Source organism: Hydrogenophaga sp. SL48 (genome assembly GCF_021729865.1).
Lineage (GTDB): Bacteria > Pseudomonadota > Gammaproteobacteria > Burkholderiales > Burkholderiaceae_C > Hydrogenophaga.
The window spans coordinates 748,941-775,481 of record NZ_CP063400.1; the positions used below are offsets into that span (position 1 = coordinate 748,941).

Annotated in this window: 27 protein-coding genes; 4 read left to right on the forward strand and 23 right to left on the reverse strand. The window is 65.4% G+C overall.

The genetic code is table 11. From position 1 onward, the window contains the following. Positions 1-79: 79 nt before the first annotated feature. From IM738_RS03595 to IM738_RS03625, 7 genes are all read right to left on the reverse strand, one after another. Positions 80-832 (reverse strand): glycosyltransferase family 2 protein, encoded by a 753-nt coding sequence (locus tag IM738_RS03595; protein ID WP_236964531.1) that lies wholly within the window; start codon positions 830-832, stop codon positions 80-82. A 2-nt stretch (positions 833-834) separates the two neighbouring features. Further along, entirely contained in the window at positions 835-1,815 is a 981-nt protein-coding gene (locus tag IM738_RS03600) for a glycosyltransferase family 2 protein (RefSeq protein ID WP_236964532.1), read from the reverse strand. Positions 1,816-1,841: 26 nt separating this feature from the next. After that, positions 1,842-2,807, reverse strand: coding sequence for a glycosyltransferase family 2 protein (locus IM738_RS03605; protein WP_236964533.1), 966 nt, complete (start codon positions 2,805-2,807; stop codon positions 1,842-1,844). Beyond that, a complete protein-coding gene (locus IM738_RS03610; RefSeq protein WP_236964534.1) occupies positions 2,804-3,874 on the reverse strand; it encodes a glycosyltransferase in 1,071 nt (356 codons plus the stop codon). The genes IM738_RS03605 and IM738_RS03610 overlap by 4 nt, the downstream gene beginning before the upstream one ends. Before the next feature lie 12 nt (positions 3,875-3,886). After that, the gene (locus IM738_RS03615; protein ID WP_236964535.1) at positions 3,887-5,686 is read right to left on the reverse strand and encodes a GDSL-type esterase/lipase family protein; all 1,800 of its coding nucleotides are present in this window, start codon (positions 5,684-5,686) and stop codon (positions 3,887-3,889) included. A 32-nt stretch (positions 5,687-5,718) separates the two neighbouring features. Next, positions 5,719-6,885 (reverse strand): nucleotide sugar dehydrogenase, encoded by a 1,167-nt coding sequence (locus IM738_RS03620; RefSeq protein ID WP_236964536.1) that lies wholly within the window; start codon positions 6,883-6,885, stop codon positions 5,719-5,721. Between the two features lie 179 nt (positions 6,886-7,064). Next, positions 7,065-7,970 (reverse strand): AEC family transporter, encoded by a 906-nt coding sequence (locus IM738_RS03625; RefSeq protein WP_236964537.1) that lies wholly within the window; start codon positions 7,968-7,970, stop codon positions 7,065-7,067. A 162-nt stretch (positions 7,971-8,132) separates the two neighbouring features. Between IM738_RS03625 and IM738_RS03630 the strand changes: the two genes are divergently transcribed. Continuing rightward, complete coding sequence (locus IM738_RS03630; protein WP_236964538.1) at positions 8,133-9,110, forward strand: tripartite tricarboxylate transporter substrate binding protein BugE; 978 nt, start codon at positions 8,133-8,135, stop codon at positions 9,108-9,110. After that, positions 9,110-10,036 (forward strand): site-specific tyrosine recombinase XerD, encoded by a 927-nt coding sequence (gene xerD, locus IM738_RS03635; protein WP_236964539.1) that lies wholly within the window; start codon positions 9,110-9,112, stop codon positions 10,034-10,036. The genes IM738_RS03630 and xerD overlap by 1 nt, the downstream gene beginning before the upstream one ends. Positions 10,037-10,094: 58 nt before the next feature. Here xerD and IM738_RS03640 read toward each other — a convergent pair whose 3' ends face one another. The 9 genes from IM738_RS03640 to IM738_RS03680 form a co-directional block, all read right to left on the reverse strand. Next, positions 10,095-10,970, reverse strand: coding sequence for a PA4780 family RIO1-like protein kinase (locus IM738_RS03640; protein WP_236964540.1), 876 nt, complete (start codon positions 10,968-10,970; stop codon positions 10,095-10,097). A 28-nt stretch (positions 10,971-10,998) separates the two neighbouring features. Continuing rightward, entirely contained in the window at positions 10,999-11,250 is a 252-nt protein-coding gene (locus IM738_RS03645) for a hypothetical protein (RefSeq protein WP_236964541.1), read from the reverse strand. Between the two features lie 114 nt (positions 11,251-11,364). Beyond that, positions 11,365-11,958, reverse strand: coding sequence for a DUF1439 domain-containing protein (locus tag IM738_RS03650; protein WP_236964542.1), 594 nt, complete (start codon positions 11,956-11,958; stop codon positions 11,365-11,367). Positions 11,959-11,971: 13 nt separating this feature from the next. Continuing rightward, the gene (locus IM738_RS03655; RefSeq protein WP_236964543.1) at positions 11,972-12,220 is read right to left on the reverse strand and encodes a DUF3297 family protein; all 249 of its coding nucleotides are present in this window, start codon (positions 12,218-12,220) and stop codon (positions 11,972-11,974) included. A 57-nt stretch (positions 12,221-12,277) separates the two neighbouring features. After that, complete coding sequence (locus tag IM738_RS03660; RefSeq protein WP_236964544.1) at positions 12,278-13,297, reverse strand: hypothetical protein; 1,020 nt, start codon at positions 13,295-13,297, stop codon at positions 12,278-12,280. 57 nt (positions 13,298-13,354) lie between these two features. Beyond that, positions 13,355-14,776 carry an ATP-dependent RNA helicase DbpA gene (gene dbpA, locus IM738_RS03665; RefSeq protein WP_236964545.1) on the reverse strand — a complete coding sequence of 474 codons (1,422 nt, stop codon included), beginning with the start codon at positions 14,774-14,776 and terminating at the stop codon, positions 13,355-13,357. A 173-nt stretch (positions 14,777-14,949) separates the two neighbouring features. Then, a complete protein-coding gene (locus IM738_RS03670; RefSeq protein WP_236964546.1) occupies positions 14,950-16,437 on the reverse strand; it encodes a sensor histidine kinase in 1,488 nt (495 codons plus the stop codon). Further along, entirely contained in the window at positions 16,434-17,462 is a 1,029-nt protein-coding gene (locus tag IM738_RS03675; RefSeq protein ID WP_236964547.1) for a sensor histidine kinase, read from the reverse strand. The genes IM738_RS03670 and IM738_RS03675 overlap by 4 nt, the downstream gene beginning before the upstream one ends. A gap of 102 nt (positions 17,463-17,564) precedes the next feature. Then, positions 17,565-18,416, reverse strand: a complete 852-nt coding sequence (locus IM738_RS03680) for a ferritin-like domain-containing protein (RefSeq protein WP_236964548.1) — start codon at positions 18,414-18,416, stop codon at positions 17,565-17,567. A gap of 44 nt (positions 18,417-18,460) precedes the next feature. On the opposite strand from IM738_RS03680, the gene IM738_RS03685 reads away from it, so the two are divergent. Together IM738_RS03685 and hslO are read left to right on the forward strand one after the other, a co-directional pair. Then, a complete protein-coding gene (locus tag IM738_RS03685) occupies positions 18,461-18,985 on the forward strand; it encodes a gamma carbonic anhydrase family protein (protein ID WP_236964549.1) in 525 nt (174 codons plus the stop codon). Between the two features lie 37 nt (positions 18,986-19,022). Then, a complete protein-coding gene (gene hslO / locus IM738_RS03690; protein WP_236964550.1) occupies positions 19,023-20,003 on the forward strand; it encodes an Hsp33 family molecular chaperone HslO in 981 nt (326 codons plus the stop codon). Positions 20,004-20,111: 108 nt separating this feature from the next. On the opposite strand, the gene IM738_RS03695 is transcribed toward hslO, so the two are convergent. Genes IM738_RS03695 through IM738_RS03725 form a run of 7 tightly spaced genes read right to left on the reverse strand, consistent with a single transcriptional unit; the run spans position 20,112 to position 26,476 of the window. Beyond that, positions 20,112-21,314, reverse strand: a complete 1,203-nt coding sequence (locus tag IM738_RS03695; protein ID WP_236964551.1) for an AGE family epimerase/isomerase — start codon at positions 21,312-21,314, stop codon at positions 20,112-20,114. After that, positions 21,311-21,982: an AAA family ATPase gene (locus IM738_RS03700; RefSeq protein WP_236964552.1), complete on the reverse strand. Its 672-nt coding sequence runs from the start codon at positions 21,980-21,982 to the stop codon at positions 21,311-21,313. The genes IM738_RS03695 and IM738_RS03700 overlap by 4 nt, the downstream gene beginning before the upstream one ends. Positions 21,983-21,990: 8 nt before the next feature. Then, entirely contained in the window at positions 21,991-22,275 is a 285-nt protein-coding gene (locus tag IM738_RS03705; protein WP_236964553.1) for a septum formation initiator family protein, read from the reverse strand. A gap of 44 nt (positions 22,276-22,319) precedes the next feature. Further along, entirely contained in the window at positions 22,320-23,606 is a 1,287-nt protein-coding gene (eno, locus tag IM738_RS03710) for a phosphopyruvate hydratase (protein WP_236964554.1), read from the reverse strand. Between the two features lie 43 nt (positions 23,607-23,649). Beyond that, entirely contained in the window at positions 23,650-23,937 is a 288-nt protein-coding gene (locus IM738_RS03715) for a DUF1330 domain-containing protein (RefSeq protein ID WP_236964555.1), read from the reverse strand. Continuing rightward, positions 23,934-24,788 carry a 3-deoxy-8-phosphooctulonate synthase gene (kdsA, locus tag IM738_RS03720; RefSeq protein WP_236966454.1) on the reverse strand — a complete coding sequence of 285 codons (855 nt, stop codon included), beginning with the start codon at positions 24,786-24,788 and terminating at the stop codon, positions 23,934-23,936. Before kdsA ends, IM738_RS03715 begins: the two co-directional genes overlap by 4 nt. A gap of 20 nt (positions 24,789-24,808) precedes the next feature. After that, positions 24,809-26,476 carry a CTP synthase gene (locus tag IM738_RS03725; RefSeq protein WP_236964556.1) on the reverse strand — a complete coding sequence of 556 codons (1,668 nt, stop codon included), beginning with the start codon at positions 26,474-26,476 and terminating at the stop codon, positions 24,809-24,811. Between the last annotated feature and the right edge of the window lie 65 nt (positions 26,477-26,541).

Here is a 26,541-nt window from a genome sequence, read left to right on the forward strand (position 1 = left end):
TCGCTCCTGCGTTGTGTCTTGCGTTTGCTGATTGAGCCGCCACCTCCATTCCAGGTTGGCAAGCGGTGAGGGGTCAGATCTATTGACCTGTGGTTGTGGAGCGCGCTGAAGGCAAACGACCCAGGTGTTTGAAGAAGTAGCGTGCCATGCTGGCGGCATGCCAACTCATGTACCGTGGGTTGTGCCGGCTGGCCCGTTGGGCTTCGTGCACCACGGTGACCCCGGGGTCGCACACCACTTTCCAGCCTGATTTCCACAAGCGGGCGCAGATGTCCACATCCTCGTAATAAAGATGGAATTTAGCATCAAAGCCTCCCACATCCCGAAAAGCCTCAGAGCGAAACAGCAGGAACATGCCCGCGACCCACTCCACCGGCTGGGGCGAGAGGGCCTTGCCGGGCTGCAGGTGGTATCGGCCGTCGTCTCCGCCCAGCAGCTTGCGCCCCAGGTTCCAGGGGGTCGGGAAGCGCCGTGCATTGTCTTCCGGGTGGCCCGCAGGAGAAAGTACCAAAGGCGCCACCAGGCCCACGCGCGGATCCTGCATGGCGGCCAGCAAGCCGGGGAACGGGTTGGACAACAGGCGTATGTCGGGATTGGCCACGCAGAAGAAGGGCGATTCGCATCCTTCGAACGCCTGGTTGTGGTTGCCGGCGAAGCCCATGGGCGACGGATTTTGGAGGTGGCGGACCGGCAGATGGGTCGGCATGACCAGCCCGGAGTCGGGGAGGTTCTCGGTCACCACCAGCTCGGCAACCTCGTGTGTCCGTTCCAGATCGCGCAGGAAGTGATTGGCCAGCGCCGCCTGGCCATGGCTCACCAGAGACAGAAGCATGCTCACAGCCTCCTCAGCACGCGGTAGAGCAGGCGTTGCAGCGGCGGCACGGGCAGGTCGAGGTGCGATGCCATCCACAAGGTGAACCGTTGGCGCGCCGTCAGCTCGGGTCGGAAGCGTTCCAGAAACGCCGCCGCCTGTCGCGCATTCAGGCGAAAAATATCGCCATGCCGGTCGTCGAACAGGCGGTGGATGATGCTCTTGAACACCACAGGTTGGTCTTGGGCCTTGGCGCCAATGGCATTGCTGGCGTGCTGGCGGTAGTCGATCAGCGGGATGTCCAGGTAGGTGCGGCAGCCCAGGGAACTGGCAACGAGCGACAACCACCAGTCGTGCATGATGGCCTCGGGCGGCACCGGAAGACCCTTGACCAGCAGGGCTCGGTTCATCAGGCTGGTGCAGCCGGTGAGTGTGTTGCTCAGCAGTTGTGCTGCAAAGCCGCTGCGCTGGGTCTGCAGGCCCTGGTAGCGCGCCATGGACGGTGCGATCTCGCGACCATCTTCGGCAATCACGCGCAGATCGCTGTGGACCAGCGCCGGTTGGCCCGGGTGTGCCTGTTCCAGGCGCCGGATCTCGGCCACGGCGGTGGCGAGTTTGTCGCTGTGCCACAGATCATCCTGGTCCGACAGCGCCACGTAGCAGGGCCGGTTCGCCCACGGTGCGGGCACCTCGAACGCCAGCGCTGCGTGCATCAAGCGCGAAAAATTGCCGCTCGCCCCGAGGTTCCCCATCGCGTCCTCGATCAGGTGCACATGGTCCGGCCAGCGCTGCTGGTGTGCCCGCAACACATCGGCCGACGCGTCGGTGGAGCCATCGTCGCGGCACATCAGAAAGACCTGAACGCCAGTCTGGTTCAGCACGGACTCGATCTGTTGCGCGAGAAAGCGGGCCCCGTTGTAGACCGGCAGCAGGACCAGCACGATGCAGGTGTCATGCGGCAGGCCGTGGGAGGGCGTTGGTGAATCCACAGGGGTGCTCATCATGTTTTGGAGGTAAGGGATCGGCCGGCTCAGATGCGATTCATTGCCAGCCCGAGCCACAACGAGGCGCGTCCGGACAGCGTCTGGCGCCACAGCCCGCTGCGTCGGCCCGCCTGGATCCGACCGATGGGGCCCGGTTGCCGGCGCATCACCTGGAAGTTGCGCAGCAGGCGCAGCGCTTCGGGTGTCAGCGCTGGCGCCAGGTCGTTCATCGCGGCTTCGGTCTGGTCGCCCCAGGTCCGGTATTGGCCTCGAAACAGCTTGCCGATCCGCTGAATCTTGTCCCAGGAGCGCCCTTGCGATCCGATCAGGTTGTCGGCGTGTTGCCGGTACAGCAGGCAGGGTTCGGGATCGAAGCTCATCAACCCGCCGCATCCGGTCACAGCCTGGTAGGCACACCAGTCGTGCAAGACCGCGTGCTCTGGCCTGATGAGGCGCAGGAGATGCAGCAGTGCGGTGTTGAACACCATGGTGTTTCCGCTGGCCACGTTCTGAAGCAAGGCGTTGCCAAAGCCCAGGCGGCGCATCGGTTGTCGGCTGATGCCCGTCGGCTGGAGGTGCTCATTCACCAGTCGGGTTCGCGCCGCATACAACGCGGCCTGGCCGGGCGCGGGTTGGAGCGCATGCAGGGTTGCCACGGCGCGGGACAGCTTGTCGGCCATCCAGACGTCGTCCTGGTCGCTGAAGGCGAACAGGTCGTCATCGCTGGCTGGCTGCACCGTGTTCAGCAGGTGAAAGAAGTTCGCGGTGGAGTGGCGCCTGGGACCCTGGATCACCCTGATCGAATGCTCGGGGTGTTGCGCCGCGAAGGCCTCACACAGGACCACGGTGTCGTCTCTGGACCCGTCGTCGCTGATGGTCAGGCTCCAGTCCGGGTGCGTCTGGTTCGCGATGGACGCCAGTTGCTCGCCGATGTAGCGCGCGCCCTGGTAGCTGGCCAGCAACACATGGACCCGGGGCGTGGGTCCCGCTGGCGTCGGCGCTCGCTGGGTCATTCGGCAGCGCGGCGCACGCCCAGCACTTCGTTCAGGATGGCCGTGAAACGTTGACCGAAGGTGGCGGTGGCGCACTGCTGTTGAAAGACCGCGTGGCCATTGGCGGCGATCTTGTGGCGCAAGGCCTCGTCGTTCTTCAAGCGCAGGATGGCGTCGGCCAGCGCCTGCGGGTCGGCCGGGTTCACGAGCAGCACGCTCTCTTCGTGCTGGAGCAGCTCCTGCACCGGAGCGTTGCGGCTGGTGATCAGCGGCTTGCCCACACCGATGGCCTCGACCACCTTGTTGGTCAACACCAGTTGGGCGCGGGCGTTGTCGCCAAAGATGCCCAGGCAGACATCGGCGCGGGCCATCAGCTCGGCCAGCTTCGCGTAGGGCACAGGCGCGAGGAACTTGACGTGGGGAAGACCGAGCTCGCGGGCCAGCTGCATGTCTTCGTCGTAGGTGAGCCCTTTGCCGACGATCTGGAACGTCACCCCGTGCGGCTCCAGCAGCTTGGCGGCTTTCAGGATGTGGCGCACACCGTGGAAAGGGATGTACTCGCCGTGGAAATGCACGAGAAACTCGCCGTCTGCGGGCCGCGTCGGGCCGGGCTTGATGACGCTGTCGTCCACCGCCAGAAAGAGGCGCCGGAATTTGCTGGTTTCGGTGTGGATCGTGCGGCCGAAGTGCGCGATCACGTGGTGGCTGTCGAGGATGGAGAGCTTGGACACCTTGTACGACAGCCAGTCGCTCAGGCCGTAGATGCGCGCCTTGAGCGAACCCGGTGTGGCTTTTTCACGGTCGAACACCATGGTGTCGTAAGTCGTGATGTACATGTCGAACAGGATGGGCTTCCAGGTCAGCAGGCGCACCAGCGGGGCCAGCAACTGGCCATAGAAACCAACCACCACCGCGTCGCAGCGGGGCGCGTTCAGCAAGGTCTTGAGCAGCAAACCGGGATAGTGCTTGAAGGCCTTGTCGGGAGGCAGGCATTCCACCACCTCAAAACCGTTTTGGCGCAAGGCATTGAGCACGATGCGGGTGCGCGAATAGGCGGCCTCCCGTCCGGCGACGTACAGAATCTTCATGAATCGCTGCGATCAATAACGGACATGGGCCTTCAGCATCAGGCTGGACGTGTTCTTGACGTCCTGGAGCTGGGTGCCATAGGTGGCTGTGAACTGCAGGTTCTTGGCCACGCTCAAGGCGGCCTGCAGACCCAGCTGGGTGCGTTCGATCTTGGCCAGCGGGAAGATCTCGCGCTGAACCACACCGGGCGAGCCGGATTCCTGCATGGACACCGTCACCGTGTCCCGAGACAGGCTGGACACGTGGTGCAGGCTGCCGCCGAACTGCAGTTGTTTCTGGCCACCCAGCGCGATGGGGTCGGCCTGCACATCCACGCCCACCCCGGTGAGCCACTCGTTGACCCGGTTGGAGCTGAACATCACGTCGGTGGTGTACAGCGTGGAGGTGAGTGTTGGGTCCAGCGTGTGCGACTGACTGGTCAGTGACATCCACGGGGTCACGTTGAACATGCCACTGCGCATCGGGTAGCGCAGCTTGTTCTCGAACGACCAGGTGTTGCCCTTGTTGTTGTTTTCCAGCGTGCGCTGGACCATCTCGTCCTGGGCGTTGCCGCTGAAATTCAGATCCAGGTGGGACAGCTGGCTGCTCAGCAGCCACCCAGACACCGGTTTGTTCCAGTACAGCGAAACCGCGTCGGAGGTGAATTGTTTGGAATTGCGCAGCGCGGAGGTGGACAGGTACCTGGCTTGGTCCTGCTGGAACACGGCGACGCCGAAGCGGCTGCTGTTGGCGTTGTGGTCGGAGCCAACGTTCATGTCCAGGGCGAGGCCGCTGGGCGCCGATGCAGTCCCTTGCCGGGTGTGCGCGAAAGGCTGGAACACCTTGCTGTTGCGGGGGGTGAAGCTGAAGGCTTGCTGGCTTTGCATGCCCAGCGGCAGCAGCCGGAAGCCGGGCTTGAGTGCTTTCTGCTCGGCCATGCCCAGCACCAGTGTGCCGTTGTCGATGTCCTGGTTGATGCGCCCGGCGGCGTCAGCGCCCGCACTGACGCTGTTGGCCCAGTCCCAGCCCCGGGTGAGGTAGTGCTGGTAGACGCGGGTGATGATCTCCTGGCCCCGATTGCCGAAGTGGGTGGCATCGTGGTACAGCGTGTCCACACCCGACCTGGATGCGTTGGCGGTGGTCACATTGGTGAAACCGAACTTGGCGGGATCGGCGAACACGCGCTCGAAGGCGGTGTACATGTCCACCGCGATGATGTTCGGGTTGCTGTTGGCGATGCCGGCCAGCATGTTGTTCCATGCCCGCACCTGCCCGCTCGTGCCATCCGACACGCCGGGGCCGCGACTCCAGTCGTGCAGCTGGGTCACGAACAGTCGGCGGTTGTCGTTGGCCGCACCGGCCTGCACCAGGCGGTTGACGCCGGCCTGATAGCCGGCCGCAGCCCTCTGCAGGTTGTCCGGGCTGCCGGTTCGTCCAATGTCGTTGTGCCCCAGGTAGACCACCGTCAGATCACCGTCGGCGATGGGTTTGTTGCTTGCCAGCGCCCGGTTGATTTGCTGATCGAACGCGCGCTGTTCACCCGGTGATGCACGTGCGCCACCGAGGGCAAAGATGTCGGATTTGGTCACCGTTCCCCGCGCCTGAAGCTGCGTGGCCCAGTTGTTGGTGCCGATGGATCCGGTGAACCTGGGGTCGGAGTAGCTGTCACCGAACACCCGCATGGTCTTCACATGAACCTCACCCAGCGCACTGCCGCCGCTGCTGCTGTAGGGGTTGGCCACGCTGGGGGTCGATCCTCCCGAGCTGGCGCAGCCGGTGATCAGCGCGCTGACGGCCAGGCCGATCAATGAGAGTGACGGGGTTGGTTTCATGGCTTTCCTCGACTCGGGAGATGGGTAAACGATCAGTCGCTGCCGAACAGGTCGCGCGTATAGACCTTGTCCTGCACGTCGGCCAGGGTGGGCGTCAGGCGGTTGGTGATGATGACGTCGGACTCTTTCTTGAACGCATCCAGGTCGTTCACCACGGGCGAATGGAAAAACTCCGCTTCATTCAGGGCCGGCTCGTAAATGATGACCCGAACGCCCTTGGCCTTGATGCGCTTCATGATCCCCTGGATGCTGGACGAGCGGAAGTTGTCCGAGCCCGCCTTCATGATCAGGCGGTACACGCCCACGGTCTTCGGGTTCTTGCGCAGGATGCTGTCGGCGATGAAGTCCTTGCGCGTGGTGTTGGACTGCACGATGGCCTGGATCAGGTTCTGCGGCACTTCCCGGTAGTTGGCCAGCATCTGCTTGGTGTCTTTGGGCAGGCAGTAGCCGCCGTAACCGAAAGAGGGGTTGTTGTAGTGCGAGCCGATGCGCGGGTCCAGGCCCACGCCCTGGATGATCTGGCGCGAGTCGAGGTTGTGCGCCGCCGCGTAGGTGTCCAGTTCGTTGAAGTAGGCCACCCGCATGGCCAGGTAGGTGTTGGAAAACAGCTTGACCGCTTCGGCTTCGGTGGAGTCCACGAACAGCACCTCGATGTCCTGCTTGCGTGCGCCTTCCTTCAGCAAACCGGCAAACACCTCGGCGCGTTCGGAGCGTTCGCCCACGATGATGCGTGAGGGGTAGAGGTTGTCGTGCAAGGCCTTGCCCTCGCGCAGGAATTCGGGCGAAAACAACAGGTTCTGGCAACCGGTCTGTGCCTTGATCTTGGCGGTGTAGCCCACCGGCACGGTGGACTTGATCACCATCACCGCGTCCGGGTTGATGCGCATGACGTCGTGGATCACCGCTTCCACCGACCGGGTGTTGAAGTAGTTGGTCTCGGCGTCGTAGTCGGTGGGCGTCGCGATGATGACGAAGCTCGCGCCTTCGTAGGCATCGTTCTTGTCCAGCGTGGCGCGCAGGTTCAGTGGCTGGTTCGCCAGGAAACTCTCGATGTCGGTGTCGCCGATGGGGCTCTTGCGTGCGTTGATCAGCGCCACTTTTTCAGGGACGATGTCCAGCGCCACCACTTCGTGGTGCTGCGACAACAGCACAGCGTTGGACAGACCGACATAGCCGGTGCCAGCAACCGCAATTTTCATGAGAAGCCTTCGATGGATGGAACTCGCGGGCGACTGCGCGGGCGGGTTCAGATGTGGGTTCGCTGTCGGCGCCTGCACGAACACCCTGGGTGTTCCACGAACCGTGAGCGTCGGAGTGCAGCGTTACCGAAAACCTACTAATTTTGCCACAAGGCTCCCCGCCGGCCGGTGCTGGCCGGTCAGTTGAGGACCCCCAGTGCGAAGGGCAGACTGACCATGCCCAGCAGGGTGGACAGTGTGACCAGGCCTGCCACATAGGGGCCGTTGTAGCCCATGCGCGCGGCCAGCACGTAGCAGCTGGAGGCGGTGGGCACGGCGGAAAACATGAGCAGCACCGTGGTCTGTGTCGGGTCCAGGTGGAACAGACGGGCCATTCCAAACGCCATCAGCGGCATGCCCAGGTGTTTGGCACCCAGCACCAGCACCCCCAGGGTTTTGGCCTGGGCCAGGGTGCCAAGCTGCATGCCGGCGCCCGCCGCCATGAGCCCCAGCGCCAGCGAGGCCTGTCCGATGCGGTTGACGGTGGGCTCCAGCCACACCGGCATCGACAGCCCCAGCAGGTTGGCGATCAGACCGCTGGCGGTGCCGATGATCAGCGGGTTGCGCAGCAGTTCGCGGGCGAAGCCCTTGTTGGCGTGGCGGGCCATGGGCCAGACCGCGCCCACATTGAACAGAGGCACGCACACGCCGATCAGCACCGCGATCATCAGCAGGCCCTGGGGCCCGGCCACTTTGTCGGCCAGGGCGAGCGCAATGAAGGAGTTGAAGCGGAAGCCCACCTGCGCACTGGCGGCGTGCAGCCGCGGGTCGATCCTGCGCCCGAGCCACGGCCAGTGCGGCAGAGAGTAGGACAGCGCGATGCCGGCGGCGCCCAAAGCCAGGCCGGCGCCCATGAGGCTGGACGCGGCGTCGAGGTCGAGCGGGCTTTTCACGATCGAGTGAAACAGCAGCACCGGGAACAGGAAGAAATACACCAGGCTCTCCACCTGTTCCCAGACCTTGCGGTTGAGCGCGGTGAAGCGGCAGACCAGGTAGCCGCAAAGGATCAGCGAAAAGTCGGGGAAGAGCAGTTGCGCGAAGTTCACCGGCTGAGCATAGCGCTGCGGAGGGGGCTCTTCCGGGGGTTTGTACTTATGTAGTCTCCCCATGGTCAAACGGTGGCCGGCTGTCTACAGTGCGGGGCAGCCGGCAGGGGTAATATGCCCGTTGCTATCGTTTTGTTTGCCTTTGTTCAAGGAGTGCTCGCCATGGTTTCGCGTCGTCAGCTGTTTGCTCTGGGTTGTTTCACCGCATCGTTGGCCGTGTCCGGCGCGACCTGGGCGCAGGCCTACCCGAGCAAGGTCATCCGCCTGCAGGTGCCGTTCGCGCCGGGTGGCACGACGGACATCATCGCGCGGGTGATGTCCGAGCCCCTGGGCAAGTCCATGGGCCAGAGCGTGATTGTTGAGAACAAGGCCGGTGGCGGCGGTGTGGTGGGTGCCACCGAGCTGGCGCGCAGCCCGGCCGACGGCTACATCCTGGGCATGGCCACAGTGTCCACCACCGCTGCCAACCCGGCGATCAACCCCAAGATCCCGTACAACACGCTCACCGATTTCACGCCCATCATCAACATCGCCGCCACGCCCAACGTGATCGCGGTGCACCCCAGTTTCCCGGCCAAGGATTACAAGGCCTTCATCGCCGAACTCAAGAAAAGCCCGGGCAAATACAGCTATGCCAGCTCGGGCACCGGTGGCATCGGTCACCTGCAGACCGAGCTGTTCAAGAACCTGACCAACACCTTCGTCACCCACATTCCCTACCGCGGCGCAGGCCCGGCGCTCAACGACACGGTGGGCGGCCAGGTGCCGATCATTTTTGACAACCTGCCGTCCGCCCTGCCGCACATCAAGGCCGGCCGCCTGATCGCCATCGTGGTGGCCGCGCCGCAGCGCCTGGCCTCGCTGCCGGACGTGCCGACCTTCAAGGAGGTGGGGCTCGAGCCGGTGAACCGCATGGCCTACTACGGCCTCATCGGCCCCAAGGGCATGCCCAAGGACGTGGTCGACAAGATCTACAACGCGACCAAGACGGCGCTGAACGATCCGGCCGTGAAGAAGCGCATTGAGGACACGGGCTCGCTGATCGTGGCCAACACGCCCGATCAGTTCAACGAGCAGATCAAGGCCGAGTTCGAGGTTTACAAAGGCGTGGTCACCAAGCAGAAGCTTTCGCTCGACTGATGGACGCTGCCGCGCTGGCGCGCAGTGAAGCGAGCGCCAGCGCCTTCATCGACGGCCTCTGGCTCGAAGAAGGTCTTGCGCGCAACACCCTCGACGCTTACCGGCGCGACCTCCGGCTCTTCGCCGAGTGGCTGGCCACGGCAGAGGGTGGTGCGCGAGCGCTGCCGGAGGCTGGTGAGGCGCAGATCAACGCCTACTTCGCGGCCCGCCATGCCCAGACGCGCGCGACCACGGCGAACCGGCGCCTTACAGTGTTCAAGCGTTACTTCCGATGGGCGCTGCGTGAGCGCGTCATCACCGCCGACCCGACCCTGCGCCTGAGCGCCGCGCGCCAGCCCATGCGCGTGCCCAAGACCTTGTCAGGGGCGCAGGTCGAGGCCCTGCTCAACGCGCCTGACACCGACACGCCGCTGGGTCAGCGCGACCGCGCCATGCTGGAGCTGATGTACGCCAGCGGCCTGCGCGTGAGCGAGCTGGTGACGCTCAAGACCTTTCACGTGGGGCACAACGAACAGGTGTTGCGCGTCACCGGCAAGGGCAACAAGGAGCGGCTCGTGCCGTTCGGGCAGATCGCGGGCCAGTGGCTGCAGCGCTACCTGGGCTCGGGCCGGCCCGAGATCCTGGCCGGTCAGCAGAGCGAAGACCTGTTCGTGACCTCGCGGGGCACCCGTGCGGGGGAGGCCATGAGCCGCGTCATGTTCTGGAACCTGGTGAAACGTTACGCGCAGCAGGCCGGTATCACCACACCGCTCTCGCCGCACACGCTGCGCCACGCTTTTGCGACCCACCTGCTCAACCACGGCGCCGACCTTCGCGCGGTGCAGATGCTGCTGGGGCATGCCGACATCTCCACCACCACCATCTACACCCACGTGGCACGTGAACGGCTGAAAAGCATCGTGGCCCAACACCATCCCAGGGGCTGACGCCCTCCTGCGGTGGTGTTTGCGGGGGTCATGGAGCCCCTTCTGCCACCCGCGCCACTCACTGCGCCAAACGCAGTCGCCTTGCGGCGTCTTCATCGCGCGCGTCGTCGATTTCGCGCATCACGCTGGCCAGGTCCACATCGGCATGGGTCGGCGTGTAGCGGCCGGTGAGCCGTGTGTCGTTGCTCAGCAACCCGCTCTGGTAAAGGCTCCAGATCTCGGGTCCGTACTGCGTGGCACGCAGCTCTGGCGCGAACTGGCCGAAGAAGTCGCGCAGGTTGGCCACGTCGCGCAGCAGCATGCGCGGCGCGTGGTTGTTGCCGGCGGCGTCCACCGCCTGCGGCAGGTCGATGATCACGGGGACGTCCGCGCCGTCCACCTCGCCATCGCCGTTGTCCGTGTGCGCCAGCAGGATGTTGAATTCCGACAGGTCGCCGTGCACCACGCCCGCGCACAACATGCGCACCACCTCAGCCACCAGGGTGGCATGGTGCTGGCGCGCCTGCTCCGGCGAGAAGCGCACATCGTTCAGGCGTGGGGCGGCATCGCCGTGGGTGTCGGTCACCAGTTCCATCAGCAGCACGCCGTCGCAGAAGTTGTAGGGCTGCGGCACGCGCACACCGGCGGCGGCCAGGCGGTAGAGCGCGTCCACCTCGGCGCTTTGCCATGCGGCCTCCTGCGCTTCGCGGCCAAACTTCGTGCCCTTGGCCATGGCACGGGCCTGGCGCGAGTTCTTGACCTTGCGGTTTTCGGTGTAGTCCACCGCCTGGCGAAAGCTGCGGTTGTTGGCCTCTTTGTAGATCTTGGCGCAGCGGGTTTCATCGCCACAGCGAACCACGAACACCATGGCCTCCTTGCCGCTCATGAGCTGGCGCACCACCGTGTCGATCAGGCCTTCTTCGATCAGTGCTTGCAGTCGGGGTGGTGCCTTCATGCGGTCAGCCGTGGGGCGTGAGGACCGCTCACTTCGGCGCCAGCGACCAGCCAGAGCGCTGGTCGGCCTTGTTGTTGGTGTAGTGCCAGTGGGCGCCGCAGCGGTCGCAGAAGTAGCCGGTGATCGTCACCTGCACCTCGCCGCGCAATTCCTTGCGGTGATTGCCTTGCTGCAACTCGGGGTGGCCGGGCGCACCGCGCCAGTTGCGCTGGATGCCCTGGCAGGGTTCGCACAGCGGCGAGGGCTCGGTGGGAGCGGTGGATTCTGGGGCTGCGTTCATGAGGGTGTGGGTTGTTCAGGTGAAGGTGGGTCGGGAGGGCATGGATGTCGTCGGTGGGTGTGATCTCAGGACCGGTCAGCACAGGCCGCCGGCGTGTCTGACCCAGGCCGACGCCTACAACGGTTGCGTGACCAGCTCGACGGCCAGGCCTTGCACGGTCACGGTGATGCGGCCTGGCCGCAAGCCCAGCAGATCGGCCATCGCCGTCTCCTTGGGTTGCAACTGGTAGAGCACCACTTCGCGCAAGGACTGCTCGGCTAGCGGCGGCGCGTAGGTGTTGAGCATCTCCACCGCCTCGGGTGCCAGATCGGGAAACCGGAAGCGGTAGACCTTGAGCTGGTGCGCGCGCAGGCTGCGGTCGGCGTGCTCGTAACGCAGCGCGAAATCGACGGTGAACGAACCTTGCTGGGTGCGCGGCAATGCGGCGCCCGCAGCGGTCACCGGCATCACGGCGCGCAGGCGGTTCTGCTCGGGCAGCAGGCTCAGGCGCGGGGCGTTCAGGTCCAGGTTCACCAGCCCGGCCACCGGGTAGCGCATCGGGTAGCGCTTGGCCACCTCGCTTTGCAACAGGTCCAGCGGCACGGTGAAGCGGGGTGGGGCCGTGGTGGGGCTGTCGCTGCCCGACGCCAGCGGTGGCAGGCTGGTCTGGGCAAGGCTCAGGCCCGAACCCAGCAGCAGACCGGTGGTGACGAGGCGTCGGCGTTGCATGGCGTGTGCGCCGTTATTTGTAGAACACCTCGACCCGGCCCTTGAGCTGGATCAGCAGCGGCTGACCCTTGCGGTCCAGGGTCTTGGCAGAGGGCACTTTCACCCAGCCTTCGCTGATGCAGTACTCGGCGACATCGAAACGCTCCTTGTCGTTGAAGCGGATGCCGATGTCGTGCTGGAACACGGCAGCCACGTGGTAAGGGCTGCGGGCGTCGATGGCGAGGCGGTCGGGGAGGGTGGGGCGGGAGGTGATGTCGTTCATGGCGTTATTTTCGGGCAGTTTCAACCTGGGACGACCGCGTTCTCCCCCGCGGCGCGATCAAGGGCGGTAGACCGCGCAGGCCTTGGGTGTTTTGGGGGTGGGGTCGCCGCCGAAGCTGCGCGCATCGCAGTTCACCCCGTCGCGGGCGTGCACGACCCGGTACAGGCCATTGGCACCGAAACGCACGTGGCCTTCGCCGCGGAAGCGGCAGGTCTGGCTCTCTTTGGCGCAGGCGACCCAGAAGCGGTCGTCCAGCGGCGGAATTTCGTCGGCATCGGGCCGCCGGGCCACGGTGCGGTCAACCGGCACGGTGTTGATGTCGCAGGTCTTCTGCACACCGGGCGCCGGGTCTCCGAAGCTTTTCGCGTCGCACCGGAAGGCGCCCGCCACCTGGCGGTAGTGGTATTGGCCGGGCACGCCGTAGCGCACCAGGGTGGGGGCCGATGGCGAGCAGCTGTTGCCCTCGTCGGCACAGAAGGCCCAGCGGTTGGCATCGCGCCGGTCCATGCCGGGGGCCACGGCCACCCCGCCGAAGTGGTCGTTGTCGCGCGAGCCCGGGTCACCCCGTTCCGGTTCGCCACGGCCCGCTGTGCGCGCCTGGCATTTCTTGCGTGCACCGTAGATGGGGTCGCCGAATTCTTCTACGCTGCACTCGATCTGGCCGGTCTCGCGGCGCAGGTTGTAGGCGCCGTCGGCACCAAAGCGCACCACGCGCTCACCTCGGAACCGGCAGACCTCGCCTTCCTGCGCGCAGTCTTCCCAGCCGCGTTCCCGAGCCTCGCGCTCGGGCCTTGGCAAGGCCCTGTCCCAGCCCAGGCGGTATTCGCACAGCTTGGGCACGCGCCGCGCCGGGTCGCCGAACTCGCTGATCTCACATTCGATGCGCCCATCCACGTTCTTCGCGACCGAAAAGCGCCCGGGCGCCCCGAACCGGACCTGGGCGAGGCCGGGCACAAAGCAGGTCTGCCCCTCGCGCGCGCAGGGCACCCAGTCACCCGGGTCGCTGGGCTGTGCGCTGGCTGGTGTCAGCACCAGGGCGCCGAGCAGCAGGGCGGCGATTCGGATCAAGGTTTTCATGGAAGCCTCCGTGGAGTCAGAAGAAATCGGTGGATGGTTTCGATGCGGCTCGACCGTTCAGTCGTTCAGCACACGCACCTTCACGCTCTTGCCTTTGATGCGCCCGTCGTTGAGCCGGCTCGCGACCTGCTCGGCGATGTCGCGGTCCACCGCCACGTAGGTGGACCAGTCGTTGACGTTGATCTTGCCCACCTGCTCGCGGGTGTAGCCCAAGTCGGCGGTGAGTGCGCCCAGCACGTCGCCGGGGCGGATTTTTTCCTTTCGCCCGCCCTGGATGTGCAGCGTGGCCATGGGTGGCACGAGCGGCTCCTGGCTGGTGGGCTGGAGTTCGCTTAAGGCGTGCCAGTCGGACTCGCGACCCTGCATCTGCTCGATCTTGCCGACGTACCCCATCTCGTTCAGGCTGGCCAGATTGAGCGCCAGGCCGCTCTCGCCGGCGCGCCCGGTGCGGCCGATGCGGTGCACGTGCACCTCGGCGTCGGGCGTCACGTCCACGTTGATCACGGCGGCGAGGCTGGCGATGTCGAGCCCGCGCGCGGCCACGTCGGTCGCGACCAGCACCGAACAGCTCTTGTTGGCAAAGCGCACCAGCACCTGGTCGCGCTCGCGCTGCTCCAGCTCGCCGAACAGGGCGAGCGCGCTGAAGCCCTGCGCCTGCAGCACGGCCACGAGGTCGCGGCACTGGGCTTTGGTGTTGCAGAAGGCCAGCGTGCTCGCCGGGCGGAAGTGCAGCAGCAACTGGCTCACCGCGTGCAGGCGCTCGGCGTCTTTCACTTCGTACCAGCGCTGCTCGATCTGGCCGCCGCTGTGTTGCGCCTCGACCTTGATGGTGAGCGGTTCGCGCATGAACTGGGCGCTGAGCTTGGCGATGCCCTCCGGGTAGGTGGCCGAAAACAGCAGGGTCTGGCGCTCTTTCGGGCACTGGCGCGCGACCTTCACGATGTCGTCGAAGAAGCCCATGTCGAGCATGCGGTCGGCCTCGTCGAGCACCAGGGTGTTGAGCGCGTCGAGCTGCAGGCTCTGGCGCTCCAGGTGGTCCATGATGCGGCCGGGCGTGCCGACCACGATGTGCGCGCCGTGCTCCAGCGTGGCCAGCTGGCCGCGCAGCGGCACACCGCCGCAGAGCGTGACGACCTTGATGTTGTCTTCGGCGCGCGCGAGGCGGCGGATCTCGGTGGTCACCTGGTCGGCGAGCTCGCGCGTGGGGCAGAGCACCAGCGTCTGCACGGCGAAACGGCGCGGGTTCAGGTTGGCCAGCAGGGTGAGGGCGAAGGCGGCGGTTTTGCCGCTGCCGGTCTTGGCCTGGGCGATCAGGTCTTTGCCCAGCAGCGCCTGGGGCAGGCAGGCCGCCTGGATCGGCGTCATGCTCAGGTAGCCGAGCTGTTTCAGGTTGTCCAGCGTGGCTGGCGTCAGGGGCAACTGGCTGAAATCGGTGGCGGATGCCGCGGTGGGGAAGGCGTTCGGAGAAACAGTGGTCATCCCCGATTATCGGCGGACCCCGCTGGCCAAGGTGTCCGTTCGTTACCTTGCCGGAGCTCCACCCGCTGCGCATGAAGCGATTCCCACCCAGGGCACCGCGGAACCGGCTTTGCCGGGCCGCCAGTGCCGCCCCCTGGAGGGGGTCGCGCGCAGCGCGGCGGGGGTGTTTCAGTTCAAGCGCTCAAGGTGAAGTGGAATGCCGCACCCTTGCCAGGCTCTGAATAGGCCCAGACCCGGCCGCCGTGGCGCATGACGATGCGTTGCACGATGGTCAGACCGATGCCGGTGCCGGCGTAGTCGTCTTCGCGGTGCAGGCGCTGAAACGGGCCGAACAGGCGGTTGGCCGACGCCATGTCGAAACCGCAGCCGTTGTCCCGCACGAAGAAGACGGTTTCGCCGTTGAGGGTCTTGGCGCCCACGTCGATCCGCGTGATGTCGCTGCGCGCGCAGAACTTCCAGGCATTGCTGATCAGGTTGTCGAGCAGGCTGTGCACAAGCGCCGGGTCTGCCATGGCCTCCAGGTTGGGCGAGACGTTCACCTGCGCCACCCTTTGAGGGGCGGCGTCCATCAGCTGGGCGGCGATGTCGGTCGCGAAGGCGCTGATGTTGACGACCCGCAGTTGCATCGGCACCTGGCTCAACCGCGACATGTGCAGCAGTGCATCGATCAGGGCGCCCATGCGCTGACCCGCGGTGGTGATCCTGGTGGCCAGGTCGAGGCCGTCGGACCCCAGCTCTGTTTCGTGCTGGCCGATCAGCTCACGGCTGAACCCCACGATGGCGCGAACGGGTGAACGCAGGTCGTGTGCCACCGAATAGCTGAAGGCCTCCAGCTCTTTGAGGCTGAGGTTCAGCTCAGAGGTGCGCTCCGCCACCAAGTGCTCCAGGCCTTCGTTGAGCATCTTGAGCCGGATCTCGTTGTTCTTGCGCTCCGAGATGTCCTGCACCACACCGGTCATGCGTTGGCCCGAAGCGTGGCCGGCATCGATCTTGACCCAGCGCGGCGGCAGGCCCTCGACCAGGACCCGGAACTCTTCGCTGAAGTGTTGGAGGGCGCTCAGGCTCTCTTGCAGTTTGCTGGTGATGGCGGCGCGGTCGCTCGCGTCCACCCGAGCAAGCAGGTCGGCCAGTGTGTGGGGCTGGTCTGGTGACCAGCCGATCAGATCGGCAGAGCGGGGCGATGTGGTGATGGCGGTGCTGGCCTTGTCGAGCTCCAGCACACCCAGGCTGGCGGCGTCCAGCGCCTGCTGCAGCTGACGCTGGCTGTCGATTAGCTCAATTTCCAGCTTGTGGCGCTCGAACGCCATCTGGATCGTGGCATGCAGCTCGCGCTCGGAAAACGGCTTGAGCAGGTAGCCATAGGGGCGGGTCTTTCGGGCGCGCTCCAGGGTCGAGTCTTCCGAATACGCGGTGAGGTAGATGACCGGGATCGCGTGGGTCTCACGCAGCCGGGCGGCCACATCGATGCCGTCCATGTCGCCCTGGATGTGGATGTCCATCAGCACCAGGTCGGGCAGTGTTTCTTCCACCAGATCAAAACTCTCCTGGCCGGAGACGGCGATGGCCGGCACGTCGTAGCCCAGCTTCGACAGGCGCTGCTGCAGATTGAAGGCGACGATGCTTTCGTCCTCCACAACAAGGATGCGGGCAGGATTGTTCATGCATGACGTCCTAGGGAAAATCGCAGGGTGAAGCAGGTCGGGTTGGCTCGCTGAATTTCCAGTGTGCCTTGCAGCTGGCGGGTCAGCAACTGCACCAGTTGCAGACCGAGAGAACCATTGCGTTCCAGGTTCTGGTCCGGTGGAATTTCGATCCCGTCGTTGCTGATCGACAGTTCGACGTCGCCATTGGTTTCCTGCTGGAGCCCCACCCGGATGGCGCCGCGCCGATGGCCCCGGAAGCCGTGTTTGAGCGCGTTGCTCACCAGTTCGTTGACGATCAGGCCGCAGGGAATGGCTTCGTTGATGGGCAACTTGACGTTGTTGGCCGACACTTCCATGGCCACATGCCCACTCACCATGCCGTAAGAGTCCATCAGGGTGGGCAACAACTCGCCCAGGAACTGTTGGAAGTCGACCTGCGCAAAGTCGTGCGACTGGTACAGCGTCTGGTGGATCATGGACATCGACCGGATGCGGTTCTGGCTGTCACGCAGCATCGTCACCAAATCCGGGTCGCTGATCTTGAGCACCTGCAGATCAAGCAGACTGTGGATCACTTGCATGTTGTTCTTGACGCGGTGGTGCACCTCTTCGAGCAACAACTCCTTCTCGCGCAGCGCCTCGTGGATGCGCCGCTCGCTCTGCTTGCGCTCGCTCAGATCCAGAATCACCGACAGGATCATCGGCCCCTCGCCGGTCTCGACCGGGTTGATGCCGATCTCCACCGGGAACTCGCTGCCGTCCTTGCGCAGGCCGCTCAAGTCGCGTCCTGCGCCCATCGGTCGCGCAGTGGCTTCGGCCTGGAACCCCTTGCGATAGCCCGGATGCGCATGGCGGTAGCGCTCGGGCACAAGCACTTCCACCGGTCGGCCCAGCAGCTCCTCGCTCAGGTAGCCGAAGGTGGTCTCGGCCAGCCGATTGAGGCGGGTGATCGTGCCTTGCAGGTTGACGACCACCATGGCGACAGGAATCCGGTCGAACGCTTGCCCCAGATACTCATCCAGCCGAATATGTTGTTGGGTCATGACCAAAATACTATGCGGGAATCGGGACGCGCGTTCGTGAAATACCCGTTGTTTTCACCAAAGGCGCCGAATCGGTAGTACCAATTGGTACGTTGTGGCGGCTCAGGCACCGAGCAGATCGTCGATCTCTTGCTGGGTGAAACCGGCCGAGCGCCTTGCGTCGAGATGGAAGGGGGGCTTCAGGCGGGGTGCGTTGTGCGTGCGCGCCAGCGCGCGGTAATGCGCCACTGGCTCCAGACCCTGCTGCCCGCACAGCCAGCCGTACCAGCGGTTGCCGATCGCCACGTGGCCGATCTCGTCGCGGAGGATCACATCGAGGATCTCCACGGTGCGCAGCGCGGCCGGGGTTCCCACCTTGCGCAACCGCGCCTGGATCAGCGGCGTGGCGTCCAGCCCACGCGCCTCCAGCGTGCGCGGCACCAGTGCCATGCGGGCGGTGACGTCGTGCTGCGTCTTCACGCACATCTCCCACAGGCCGTCGTGCGCGGGAAAGTCGCCGTAGTCAAAGCCCAGGCTCCGCAGGTGAGCAAGCAGCAGACCGAAATGCGTGGCTTCTTCGTCGGCCACGCGCAGCCAGTCGCTGTAGAAATCGGGCGGCATGCCGTGGAAGCGCCAGACCGCGTCCAGCGCGAGGTTGATCGCGTTGAACTCGATGTGGGAGATGGCGTGCAGCAGCGCGGCCAGGCCTTCGGTGGTGAAGGGCGACCGGTGCGGCACCGACATGGGCGGCACGAGCGCGGGGCTCGCCGGTCGGCCGGGCAGGGCCACACCCTCCGGCGGCGAGAGGGGCGCTTCGGGGGCGATGGCCCGGCAACGCGTCGCGTCGTCGGGCAGCTCGCTCCAGCGGGACCACAGCGCATGGGCCGCCTCGGCCTTGGCCACGGGGTCGCTCAGGCACAGCGCGGTCAGGGCCAGTTCGCGCAGCGTGGGCTGGGGTGGGGCGGTGGTGGGCATCCCTACAATTCTAGGTTTGCGATCCCGACGATCTGGAGACCCCCATGGCCCTTTACGCACTCGATGACCTGATCCCCCAAATCGCCCCTTCGGCCTGGGTAGCCGACAACGCGCAGGTGATCGGCGACGTGAGCGTGGGCGATGACGCGAGCGTGTGGTTCGGCGCCACGGTGCGCGGCGACTCGGCCCGCATCGTGATCGGCGCGGGCAGCAACATCCAGGACGGCAGCGTGCTGCACGCCGACGAGGGCCTGCCGCTGACCATCGGCGACAACGTGACCGTGGGCCACCAGGTGATGCTGCACGGCTGCACCGTGGGCGACGAATCGCTGATCGGCATCGGCGCCATCGTGCTCAACGGCGCGAAGATCGGAAAGAACTGCCTGGTGGGCGCCGGTTCGCTGGTGACCGAAGGCAAACAATTCCCCGATGGCTCCATGCTCATGGGCAGCCCGGCCAAGGTGGTGCGCCAGCTCACGCCCGAGCAGATCGAGGGCCTGCGCCAGAGCGCGAAGCACTACACCGAGAACGCCGCGCGCTACCGCCAGGGCTTGAAAAAACTCGCCTGACCCCGATCTTCCAGCGTTGATTTTCCGAAAGCACAGATTGTCCGAACTCCATAAATTCATGTTTGAAGGCCTGCCGGTGCGCGGCATGCTGGTGCGCCTGACCGACGCCTGGCAAGACATCCTGCGTCGGCGCGAGCAGACCGGGGGGTACCCTGCGGCGGTGACCGAGCTGCTGGGCGAGATGACGGCTGCGGCCACGCTGATGCAGGCCAACATCAAGTTCAACGGGGCGCTGATCGTGCAGATCATGGGCGACGGGCCGGTGAAGCTGGCCGTGGCCGAGGTGCAACCCGACCTGACGCTGCGCGCCACCGCGAACGTGCAGGGAGACGTGGCGGCCGATGCGCCGCTCTCGCACATGGTGAACGTCAACAACCAGGGCCGCTGCGCGATCACGCTCGACCCCAAAGACCGTCTGCCCGGCCAGCAGCCCTACCAGGGCGTGGTGCCGCTGTTTGGCGACCACCACGAAAAGCTGGAAAAGCTCAGCGAGGTGATCGAGCACTACATGCTGCAGAGCGAACAGCTCGACACCCGCCTGGTGCTGGCCGCCAACGACAAGGTGGCCGCCGGCCTGCTGATCCAGCGGCTGCCGCTGCAGGGCGACGGCAACCTTTCGGGTGCGGGCGCCATGGCGCGCGACGAAGACCAGATCGGCCGCAACGAGGACTACAACCGCATCGCGATTCTGGCCGCCAGCCTGAAGCGCGAAGAGCTGCTCACGCTGGACGCCGAGACCATCCTGCACCGCCTGTTCTGGGAAGAAGACGTGCGCCGCTTCGAGCCACTGGCCGGCGCCGAGGGGCCGCGCTTTGCGTGCACCTGCTCGCACGAACGCGTGAGCAACATGCTGCGCAGCCTGGGGCGCGACGAGATCGAATCCATCATCGAAGAGCAGGGCCAGGTGGAGGTGGGTTGCGACTTCTGCGGCGCGCAGTACCGGTTTGACCCGGTGGATGCGGCGCAGGTGTTTTTGCAACCGGCGATACAGCCGCCTGCTTCGGGCGGCATGCACTGAGTGGGCGGTCGGAGCGCGTGCACCGGCCCCAGGATGCCGTGGAACCGGCTTTGCCGGGCCACAGGCATCGTCCCCCTCAGGGGGAAGACGCGAAGCGGCGCAGGGGGGTTACCTCAATGCATCCAATACATCGTGGCACGCGCCCATGGTGTGGTAGTCCACCTTGCCCGCCGGGCTTTTTTCATCGCTGATCTTGCTGTTGTCCGCGCGCAGGATGCGCCACCAGGCGCCGTGCTGGTGGTCCACGAAATGTGCCCAGGCGTAGGCCCACAGCCGGTCGTAGTCGGCCCAGTAGCGCGCTTCGCCCGTCGCCACCGCCAGGCGCGCGGCGGCCGCGAACGACTCGGCCTGGACCCAGAAGTATTTGTCGCTGTCGCACACGCTGCCATCGGGCGCGAAGCCATAGAACAGGCCGCCGTGCTCGGCGTCCCATGAGGTCTTCATGGCGGTGTCAAAGAAGTGTTGCGCCCGTTGCAGCAGCCCGGCTTGCGGGCGGCGCTGGTTCAGCAAGAGCAGCAGCTTGGCCCACTCCGTCAGGTGACCCGGCTGGAAGCCCCAGGGGCGGAAGATGTTGGTCTTGTCGTCCTTGTTGTAGTCCCAGTCCACCGACCAGTCGGCGCGGTAGTGCTCCCACACCAGGCCAGCGGCCAGCGCGGCCTGGCGCACGGTGATGTGCTCGGCCAGCAGTGCGGCGCGGTCGAGGTAGCGCGCTTCCCCGGTGGCGTCGAACGCCGCGAGCAGCGCCTCGCACAAGTGCATGTTGGCGTTCTGGCCGCGGTAGGGCAGCAGTTGCCAGTCGGCGGTGGCTTCGTCGGCGTACAGGCCGTGTGCGGGCTCCCAGAAGCGCTGCTCCAGCAGCTCGAACGTTCGGGCAATGCCGGCGTGTGCGCCGCTCAGACCCGCCATGTGGGCGTGCGCGTGGGCCAGCAACACAAACGCCAGGCCGTAGGCGTGGTTGGTGCCGTCGAGCACGGTGGCCTGGCCGTCGCGCCAGTCCAGCAGCCAGGCGTGCCCGCCGGTGGCGGGATTGCGGTGGTGTGAGAGGAAATCAAAGGCCACTTGCAGGGCCTGCCGCGCGATGTCGCCGCCCAGGCCGCCCCGCACCGCCATCGAGAGCGTGACCACGTAGCGGGTGCTGCTCACGAGGTGGCGGGTGTGGGCGTCGTACACGCTGCCGTCGTCGCGCAGGAAGTGGAACAGGCCGCCTGCCGGGTCGAGGGCGCGCGGCAGGTAGAAGGCCAGCGTGTCACCCACATGGGCGCGCAGGAAGTCGGGGGAGCGGAAATCGGGCAGCGGTGTGGCGGGGATCATGGTGCGGTGTCGGTGGGGCGCTGGCTGAGCAGCTGGGTGAACAGTCGGTGTTCGCAGTCGGGGTCGCTGCATGTGTCGCAATTCCACGGCCGGCGACCCTGCGGCCAGACCGGGTCGCTGGGTGTCAGGGCTTGGCCCAGGGCTGCCCCGATCGCGCGCAGCGCCTGGCGCGACCGGGCTTCGCCCTGGCCGTACACGGTCTGGTAAGGCAACGATGCGACTTGCAACTGGTGCCGGATCGCGGCGTCTGTGGCTTCGCGCACCGCAGGGCTTTCGCGGAACAGGCCGTCGGGTACCCAGGGCAGGTCCAGGCCCATGAGCAGGGTGAGACCGACGTGGCGCTGCCAGGCGATGGCGCCGGCGTGGAGCGACAGGTCGTTGAAATACAGCTCGCTGTAGGCCGCGATCACCAGCGGTGCGGTGTCGGCAATGACCACCCGGGCGCCCGGCTGGGCGGCAGCGTTGTCGATGCGGCGGGCCTGTTCGCGGGCGAGTTCGGACTGTTCGTGGGAGCGCGGGGCGCGGCCATGAGCGGCGCACCAGTCGCGCAGGTGCTCGGGCACGAGGGTGGTGGCAATGCCTTGATCGGTCAGCTGGTGGTGCAGCGACTGGGCCAGCGTGGTTTTGCCGGTGGATTCGCCACCCAGCAGCGTGACAGTGAGCACCACGGCCGCGCTCAGGGCTTGCCGTGAGCGATCTGGACGAAAATTTCGTTGGGCCGGACCATGCCCAGATCCTGCCTGGCGAGTTCTTCGATCATGCCCAGGCCTTCCTGCAAGTCGCGTACCTCGTTGGCGAGGCGGTCGTTGCGCTGCTGCGCTTCGCGATTCACCAAGTTCAGTACCGACAGCTCGGTTTTCATGCGGTTCACCTTCGGCACGCTGCCCCGGCCAAACCACAGTTGCGCGTGGAGCACGAGCAGCAGCGTGATCAGCAGGCCGGGGATGAAGCGATTCGCCATGGTGAGGAATTATCGGCACAGCCACCCGCGCGGCTGCACCGGAATCACTTCAGGTTGTAAAAGGCGGCACGGCCTGGGTACACGGCCACATCGCCCAGGTCTTCTTCGATGCGCAGCAGCTGGTTGTACTTGGCCATGCGGTCCGAGCGCGACAGCGAACCGGTCTTGATCTGGCCGGCGTTGGTGCCCACGGCGATGTCGGAGATCGTGCTGTCTTCGGTCTCGCCCGAGCGGTGCGAGATCACGGCGGTGTAGCCGGCGCGCTTGGCCATTTCAATGGCGGCAAACGTTTCGGTCAGGGTGCCGATCTGGTTGATTTTGATCAGGATCGAGTTCGCGATGTCCTTGTCGATGCCTTCTTTCAGGATCTTGGTGTTGGTGACGAACAGGTCGTCGCCCACCAGCTGAACCTTTTTGCCCAGGCGTTCGGTGAGCACTTTCCAGCCGTCCCAGTCGCCTTCGGCCATGCCGTCTTCGATGGAGATGATGGGGTACTTGTCGACCCAGGTGGCCAGCATGTCGGTCCACTGCTCGGCGGAGAGGGCGATGCCACCTTCGCCTTCGAGCACGTACTTGCCGTCCTTGTAAAACTCGCTGGCGGCGCAGTCCAGGCCCAGGGCGATCTGTTCGCCGGCGGTGTAGCCGGCCTTGTCAATGGCCTGCAGGATCAGCTGCAGCGCGGCTTCGTGGTTCTCGACCGAGGGGGCGAAGCCGCCTTCGTCGCCCACGGCGGTGCTGATGTGTTTGTCGTGCAGGATGGCCTTCAGGGCGTGGAACACCTCGGCGCCCCAGCGCAGGGCTTCGCGGAAGCTCGGTGCGCCCACGGGGATGATCATCAGCTCTTGCAGGTCGAGCGAGTTGTTGGCGTGTGCGCCGCCGTTGATGATGTTCATCATCGGCACAGGCATCTGCACCGCGCTCATGCCACCGAAGTAGCGGTACAGCGGCAGGCCGGCTTCTTCGGCGGCGGCGCGGGCCACGGCCATCGACACGGCCAGCATGGCGTTGGCGCCCAGGCGGCCCTTGTTCTCGGTGCCGTCGAGGTCGATCAGGGTCTTGTCCAGAAAGGCCTGCTCGGAAGCGTCGAGGCCCAGCACGGCTTCGCTGATTTCGGTGTTGATGTTTTCCACGGCCTTGAGCACGCCCTTGCCCAGGTAACGGCTCTTGTCGCCGTCGCGCAGCTCGATGGCTTCGCGCGAGCCGGTGGAGGCGCCCGATGGCACGGCCGCGCGGCCCATGACGCCGCTCTCCAGCAGCACGTCGCATTCGACGGTGGGGTTGCCACGGCTGTCCAGCACTTCGCGGCCGACGATATCAACGATTGCACTCATGTTTTCAACCTTTGGATCAACAAAACAAAAAAGACAAGGACGCTCAGGCGCCCTCTACAGCAAACATGCGGATCGAACCCGCGCCCTCGCGCAGCTTGCGCGCATGGGAATACGTTTCGGAGCGGTAGTAGGCCTGTGCGGTGGCGATGTCCTTGAATTTCAACACCACCACCCGTTGCGGGTTCCAGTCACCTTCCAGTGGCTCCACACGGCCACCGCGCACCACGACCTCGGCGCCGAATTCCTGCATGGCGCGGGTGCTCCACTCGCGGTAGAGCTTCATCTGCTCTTCGTTGGTGACGGTGACGTCCGCAATGATGTACGCACTCATTGGAAGTTGTTCTCCAACAGAGGATTTGTTTTGGTGACGGAATCGAGCGCCACCAGCGTTTCCAGCAGCGCTTTCATGTGTTTGAGCGGCACGGCATTCGGGCCATCCGACCATGCCTCAGCAGGCTTTGGGTGCGTTTCCATGAACAGACCCGCGACCCCTGCGGCCACGCCTGCGCGGGCCAGCACCGGCACCATCTCGCGGGCACCGCCGCTGACGGCACCCAGGCCCCCCGGCTTCTGCACAGAGTGGGTCACGTCGAACACCACCGGTGCGCCGGAATTGCGCATCTCGGCCAGGCTGGTCATGTCGGCGACGAGGTTGTTGTAGCCAAAGCTCACGCCGCGTTCGCAGGCCAGGAACCGGTCTTCCGACAGCCCGGCGTCCTTCGCAGCCGCGCGGGCCTTGTCGATCACGTTCTTCATGTCCCAGGGCGCGAGGAACTGGCCCTTCTTGATGTTCACCGGCTTGCCCGACTGGGCCACGGCGCGGATGAAATCGGTCTGGCGGCACAGAAAGGCGGGGGTCTGCAGCACGTCGACCACGCTGGCAACCTCGGCCACGTGCGACGCGTCGTGCACATCGGTCAGGACGGGCAACTGAAGCTGGCGGCGCACCTCATCGAGGATCTTCAGACCGGCCTCGATGCCGACGCCGCGCTGGCTGGTGCCCGAGGACCGGTTGGCCTTGTCGAACGAGCCCTTGTAGATCAGCGGGATGCCCAACGCGGTGCAGGCTTCCTTGAGCTGGCCGGCGACGTCGAGGGACATTTGCAGCCCTTCGATCGAGCAGGTGCCGGCGATCAGGAAGAAACGCTGGTCCAGGCCGACGTCGAATCCGCAGAGTTTCATGGGCATGAGAGCTCAGCCTTTCAGGCCACGGCCTTGAGTTTCTGGCGGCCGTGTTGTTCCACCGCCGCCTTGATGAAGGCGTTGAACAGCGGGTGGCCGTTCCAGGGGGTGGACTTGAACTCGGGGTGGAACTGCACGCCGATGAACCAGGGGTGCACCGCCTTGGGCAGCTCGACGATTTCGGTCAGCTGCTCGCGTTGCGTCAGCGCCGAGATCACCAGGCCGGCCTTGCGCAGCTGGTCCAGGTAGTTGACGTTGGCTTCGTAGCGGTGCCGGTGGCGCTCGGTCACCACGTCGCCATAGATGCTGTGGGCCAGGGTGTCCTTGGCCACGTCGGAACTCTGTGCGCCCAGGCGCATGGTGCCGCCGAGGTCGGAGCTGGCATCGCGCGTCTGGATGCTGCCGTCGGCGTCTTTCCACTCGGTGATCAGCGCGATCACCGGGTGCGGCGTGGCCGGGTCGAACTCGGTGCTGTTGGCGTTTTTCAGGCCCGCCACGTGGCGCGCGTATTCGATGGTCGCGACCTGCATGCCCAGGCAGATGCCGAGGTAGGGCACCTTGTGTTCGCGGGCGAAGCGGGCGGTGTTGATCTTGCCTTCCACGCCCCGCTGGCCGAAGCCACCGGGCACCAGGATGGCGTCGTACTGGGCGAGCTTTTCAGCCGCGTCAGCGCCTTCCATGGTTTCGGAGTCCAGGTGGTCGATGGTCACGCGCACGTGGTTGCGCATGCCGGCGTGGCGCAGCGCTTCATTGACCGACTTGTAGCTGTCGGACAGGTCAACGTACTTGCCGACCATGGCGATCCTGACCTCGCCTTGCGGGTGTTCGGTCTCGTGCACCAGCTCGTCCCAGCGCTTGAGGCTGGTGGGCGGCGTGTTCAGGCGCAGCTTGTCGCAGATCAGGCCGTCCAGGCCCTGCTCGTGCAGCATGCGCGGCACCTTGTAGATGGTGTCCACGTCCCACATGCTGATCACGCCCCATTCGGGCACGTTGGTGAACAGCGAAATCTTGGCGCGCTCTTCTTCCGGGATGCGGCGGTCGGCGCGGCAGAGCAGGGCGTCGGCCTGGATGCCGATCTCGCGCAGCTTCTGCACCGTGTGCTGCGTCGGCTTGGTCTTCAGCTCACCGGCGGCGGCGATCCACGGCAGGTAGGTCAGGTGCACGAAGGCGGTGTTGTTCGGGCCCATGCGCAGGCTCATCTGGCGCACCGCTTCGAGGAAGGGCAGAGACTCGATGTCGCCCACCGTGCCACCGATTTCGACGATCGCCACGTCCACCGCGTCGGGTGTGCCGATGCCGGCGCCGCGCTTGATGAATTCCTGGATTTCGTTGGTGACGTGCGGGATGACCTGCACCGTCTTGCCGAGGTAGTCGCCGCGGCGCTCCTTCTCCAGCACCGACTGGTAGATCTTGCCGGTGGTGAAGTTGTTGGTCTTTTTCATGCGCGTTTCGATGAAACGCTCATAGTGACCGAGGTCCAGGTCGGTTTCGGCGCCGTCGTCGGTGACGAAGACTTCGCCGTGCTGGAAGGGCGACATGGTGCCCGGATCCACGTTGATGTACGGGTCGAGCTTGATGAGGGTGACGTTGAGGCCGCGCGATTCGAGGATCGCAGCCAGGGAAGCAGAAGCAATGCCCTTGCCCAGGGAGGACACCACACCGCCGGTGACGAACACAAATTTGGTCATGTCTCGGGCGAGCCGTTCGCTCGCAGGAGGTGGAAATGGCGATTATAAAGGGCGCTCTTTTTCGG